4 protein-coding genes are annotated in these 4,504 nt (G+C 59.9%); 3 read left to right on the top strand and 1 reads right to left on the bottom strand.

Features of this window, described 5'->3' with window-relative positions:
* Positions 1 to 435: 435 nt before the first annotated feature.
* A complete protein-coding gene (locus V6C16_RS08390) occupies positions 436 to 714 on the bottom strand; it encodes a hypothetical protein (RefSeq protein WP_333536532.1) in 279 nt (92 codons plus the stop codon).
* A gap of 373 nt (positions 715 to 1,087) precedes the next feature.
* Here V6C16_RS08390 and V6C16_RS08385 point away from each other — a divergent pair, with 373 nt between their 5' ends.
* The 3 genes from V6C16_RS08385 to V6C16_RS08375 all read left to right on the top strand — a co-directional run bounded on the left by V6C16_RS08385 (position 1,088) and on the right by V6C16_RS08375 (position 4,444).
* Positions 1,088 to 1,933, top strand: coding sequence for a sulfide/dihydroorotate dehydrogenase-like FAD/NAD-binding protein (locus V6C16_RS08385; protein ID WP_333536530.1), 846 nt, complete (start codon positions 1,088 to 1,090; stop codon positions 1,931 to 1,933).
* Positions 1,923 to 3,344: an NADPH-dependent glutamate synthase gene (gene gltA, locus V6C16_RS08380; RefSeq protein WP_333543003.1), complete on the top strand. Its 1,422-nt coding sequence runs from the start codon at positions 1,923 to 1,925 to the stop codon at positions 3,342 to 3,344. Before V6C16_RS08385 ends, gltA begins: the two co-directional genes overlap by 11 nt.
* A 272-nt stretch (positions 3,345 to 3,616) precedes the next feature.
* Positions 3,617 to 4,444 (top strand): histidinol-phosphatase, encoded by an 828-nt coding sequence (locus V6C16_RS08375; RefSeq protein ID WP_333535268.1) that lies wholly within the window; start codon positions 3,617 to 3,619, stop codon positions 4,442 to 4,444.
* The last annotated feature ends 60 nt before the right edge of the window (positions 4,445 to 4,504 follow it).

Genomic DNA, 4,504 nt, shown 5'->3' with positions numbered 1-4,504 from the left:
TGTTGACTCGCAGTTGCCAGACCGCGAGATTTTTTAACAAATCAAAAGGAGTTTTACTCACTTGGGCAAAGCTATAAGCTTTTTAGAACCCCCCGCCTAGCGGGGGGTTTTCTAGTTACAAAAAGGGGAGGGCCCCCACGGCCCTCCCCTTCGCATGAGTGGAGAATTTCTTATGGACTGCGAACCTGCCACGCTCCCGTTCATGTCACGGAAAAGTGATGCTTTTCATGTTTACGAAGACAGTGCGGCGCTGCGCCGCCTGTCCGGTATGCGTGGTTAGAGCAGATCAACACTGAACAGTTTGTCTGACCAGTGCGGATTGTTGCCCAACCCGCACTGCGAAACAGTCCCGGACAAGTCCTGCCTGCCATCGGGCGGCTGTTTCAGTTCTGGGCTCCACGGTTCCACGGCGTTTACCCGCGAGGGAAACACCGATTATTGTTGGGGCGCGTCCGGCACACGCTGCACCAGGGCCAAAGCCAGCAGCGTGTGCGGTATGGAGTACCCTTGCTGGGGATTGCGCAGTTGGCGCCGCACAAAGCCCGCCATGTCCATAGCCATATCCGCGTCGGTGAGAGCCGCGCGGCTGGCCTTCTTGTTTTGTTCCAGTACGGCAAGGTACCGCTGTATGACGGCAAGGTCGTGCTCTTCGGGCTCGAGCCTTTCCGGCGGTCCGGTTTCCGACAGGAATGCGTCAGTGATGCGTTGCGACATGACCATTCCTCCCTGAATGGATCACTGCTTCCCTGCATCCGGGGGGCTGGTTCGCCTTTTTGTGTTTGCACACGGTCTCCCCTTCCCCACTCATCAACAAGTCTATCGGAGCCTGCTGTACAAAGCTTTAGAGCGGTGAACAGGAAAAAAGCCGCAAAATGGCTCCAGGCGCAGCAATCTTCTCGCTAACAGGCCAAATATATTGCGTTTGCACGCATACATCAGTACATAAAAAAACGCTTTCGCACAGTCCGCCAGCACAGGTTCAAGGCAAATGCGCCCTGCCGCCCGCAGGCCATTTATGCACGCCCCGCGCTTGCATGGGCGAGTATTCGCAGATACCATAGCGCACCAAGCCAGAAGAGGAGAGTCTATGCCAACACCCATACTGCACAAGGAAAGCCTGATCCCGGGCAAAACCAGCAAGCTGGTGCTTGAAGCGCCGCAAATTGCCCGCAAGGCCCGGCCCGGCCACTTTGTCATGCTGCGTATGACCCCCACGGGCGAGCGCATTCCCCTGACCATTGCAGATACCGATGCCGAAAAAGGCACCATTACCATCGTGTATCTGGTCATGGGCAAAAGCACCGCCATTCTCGAAGAACTTAACGCCGGCGACTCCATTCTTGATGTCTGCGGCCCCCTGGGACACCCCACGCACATTGAAAAAAAAGGCACGGTCATCTGTGTGGGCGGCGGCACGGGCATTGCCGCCATGCACCACATCGCCAAGGGCCATGCACGTGCCGGCAACAAGGTGGTGGGCATCATCGGCGCGCGCAGCAAGGATCTGCTGCTTTTTGAAAAAGAACTGAAACTTTTTGTGGACGAACTGCTCATCTCCACCGATGACGGCAGCTACGGACACAAGGGCCTTGTGACCGACCTTCTGCGCGACAGGCTCGAAAAAGACAAGACCGTTTTTGAGGTGGTGGCTGTCGGTCCTGTGCCGATGATGGCCGCCGTGGCAGAAGCCACGCGCGCCTTCGGCGTAAAAACCACTGTCAGCCTCAACCCCATCATGGTTGACGGCATCGGCATGTGCGGCGCCTGCCGCGTGAGTGTTGGCGGCAAAACCAAGTTTGCCTGTGTGGACGGCCCCGAATTTGACGGGCATGAAGTGGACTTTCCCGAGCTGCGCCGCCGCCTGGCTGCCTACCGCGAACAGGAAAAAGTCTCCATCGACGATTACCAGCTGAGGATTGCTCATGGAAACTAAACCTTCCAAAAGAAAACCTGTTGCTCCCAGGGTGGACATGCCCTGCCAGCCCGCAGAGGCGCGCCGCGCCAACTTTGATGAAGTGGCCCTGGGCTACACCAGAGAAATGGCTATTGAAGAGGCCCAGCGCTGCCTGCAGTGCAAAAAGCCCCTCTGCGTCAGCGGCTGCCCTGTGGAAGTGCCCATTCGAGACTTTATCCGCGAGGTGGCCCTGGGCAATATGGATGCGGCCTATCGCATCATTAAAAGTACCAACAGCCTGCCCGCCGTGTGCGGCCGTGTTTGCCCGCAGGAACATCAATGCGAGGGCAAGTGCGTTCTCAAGGCCAAGGGCCAGCCCGTAGCCATCGGCCGCCTTGAACGCTTTGTGGCCGACACCTATATCGCCACCACAGCCTGCGAGCAGGTTACCGGCACCAACGCCTGCGCACTGCCCAGGGGCGACCTCAAGGTAGCCTGCATCGGCTCCGGCCCGTCATCCCTCACCTGTGCGGGCGTCTGCGCCGCCGCAGGCATCAAGGTGGACGTATACGAAGCCCTGCACGAGGCCGGTGGGGTGCTCATTTACGGCATTCCGGCATTCCGTCTGCCCAAGAACGTGGTTGCCACCGAAATTGACGGCCTGCGCCAGTCCGGCGTGGACTTTCACCTCAACGCCGTGGGCGGCCGCACTGTGGACGTGGACGAGCTGCTGGAAAGCCACCATGCCGTCTTTATCGGCGTGGGTGCGGGCCTGCCCGTTTTCCTCGGCGTACCGGGCGAAAACCTGGTGGGCGTGTTCTCGGCCAACGAGTACCTGACCCGCGTGAACCTGGGCCGGGCCTATGACTTCCCCGGTCAGGACACCCCGGCTTTTCCCGGTAAAAATGTCACCGTATTCGGCGCTGGCAACGTGGCTATGGACGCGGCACGCACCGCCCTGCGCATGGGCGCGGAAAGCGTGCACATCGTCTACCGCCGCACCAGGGACGAAATGCCCGCCCGCCTTGAAGAACTGGAACATGCCGAGGAAGAGGGAGTGCAGTTTGCCATGCTCTCCGCGCCGGTATGCTTTAACGGCGACAGCGAAATGCGTCTCGCCTCCGTTACCCTGCAAAAAATGGAACTGGGCGAACCCGACGCCTCCGGTCGCCGCCGCCCCGTCGCCATTGAAGGCGACGTGTACGACCTGCCCACCGATCTCGCCATCGTGGCCCTGGGTACGCGCTCCAATCCCATCCTTCTGGAGGCCACGCCCAAGCTCAAGCTCAACAAGTGGGGCTACATCGAGGCCGATGAGGAAACGGGCGAAACGTCCATCCCCAATGTCTTTGCCGGCGGCGACATCGTTACCGGCGCGGCCACCGTCATCCTTGCCATGGGCGCGGGACGCAAGGCCGGACAGGAAATAGTGAAGCGCCTGCTCAAGTAGGCCGGGGTACTGCGCCAGAACATACGCGGGGAGAGAGCTTCCACTGTCGGTATATGCACCGCCGGGTTGCGGCAGGACAGGGAAAGGCTTTCTCCCCGTTTTTTACTTTTTTCCGTTTTTTGCCGTGCGGCATGCAAAACGCGCCCGCTGCGGCGCGTCCATCCCGCCACATCTTGCCAGCCGGGCCGTTCAGGGTCATACTGCTCCTATAACAGTAACCCTCCCCGCCAATGGGGGCCGGAACCATCCCGGAGCATTCAGGAACACCCGCCATGATTCTTGCAGACCTGCACACCCATACAAAATACTCGCACGGCGGCAACAGCCCGGCTGAAATGCACGCGGCGGCACAGGCCAGGGGCATTGAGCTTATCGGCTTTACCGAGCATTCTCCCCGCCCCGCGGGCTTTGACTATACACACGAGTACCGCGACAAACTCACCCGCCACCTGCCGGACTACGCCCGTGAGGTGCTGGCCCTCAAGGCGGCCAATGCAAATGGCCCCTGCCGGGTGCTTTTCGGCATGGAAATGGACTGGCTGGAAGGGCAGGCAGACTTTACCCGCGCCTCCAGCACCGCCTATGACTTTGACTATCTGCTCGGCAGCGTCCACTTTATCGGGCGCTGGGGTTTTGACGACGGCTCCGACCCGTGGAAGGTCATGTCGCAGGAAGAGTGCGAAATACAGTATACGCGCTATTTTGAAGCCTGGGAGGCCATGCTGGCTTCAGGGATGTTCCATATCGCGGCCCACCCTGACCTTATCAAGATTTTTTCCGTAGAGCAGTTTCACGTCTGGCTGAACAAGCCGCAAAGCCGGGAACTTGCGCGCCGGGGCCTGACCGCCCTGCGCAACTCTGGTATGAGCATGGAAATCTCGTCCGCCGGCATACGCAAGGCATGCCGCGAAATCTATCCCGCGCCGCCCATCATGGTTATGGCTGCGGAAATGGAGCTGCCCATAAGCTTCGCCTCGGACGCCCACGTTACCGATGACGTGGGCTACGGCTTCGCCCGTCTTGCCTCATACGCCAGCGCCTTCGGCTTCAGAGAATACACGGTTTTCGACCGTGGACGGCGCAGTGTTCACCTCTTTTAAAGCCTGCCGGACCACGGGCGCGCAGCCTTTGCAGCCTGGCGGCATGGGCCTGCGGGCTGC

Origin of the sequence: Desulfovibrio sp. 1188_IL3213 (genome assembly GCF_036763145.1) — a bacterium.
Lineage (GTDB): Bacteria > Desulfobacterota > Desulfovibrionia > Desulfovibrionales > Desulfovibrionaceae > Desulfovibrio.
Note: the sequence above shows the minus strand (reverse complement) of the source record. Positions and strands in the feature narration are given on the sequence as shown.

What these genes read in the sequence shown, in the direction of transcription:
- V6C16_RS08390 (WP_333536532.1), bottom strand. Translation starts at nt 714, where the DNA reads ATGTCGCAACGCATCACTGACGCATTCCTGTCGGAAACCGGACCGCCG.
- V6C16_RS08385 (WP_333536530.1), top strand. Translation starts at nt 1,088, where the DNA reads ATGCCAACACCCATACTGCACAAGGAAAGCCTGATCCCGGGCAAAACC.
- gltA (WP_333543003.1), top strand. Translation starts at nt 1,923, where the DNA reads ATGGAAACTAAACCTTCCAAAAGAAAACCTGTTGCTCCCAGGGTGGAC.
- V6C16_RS08375 (WP_333535268.1), top strand. Translation starts at nt 3,617, where the DNA reads ATGATTCTTGCAGACCTGCACACCCATACAAAATACTCGCACGGCGGC.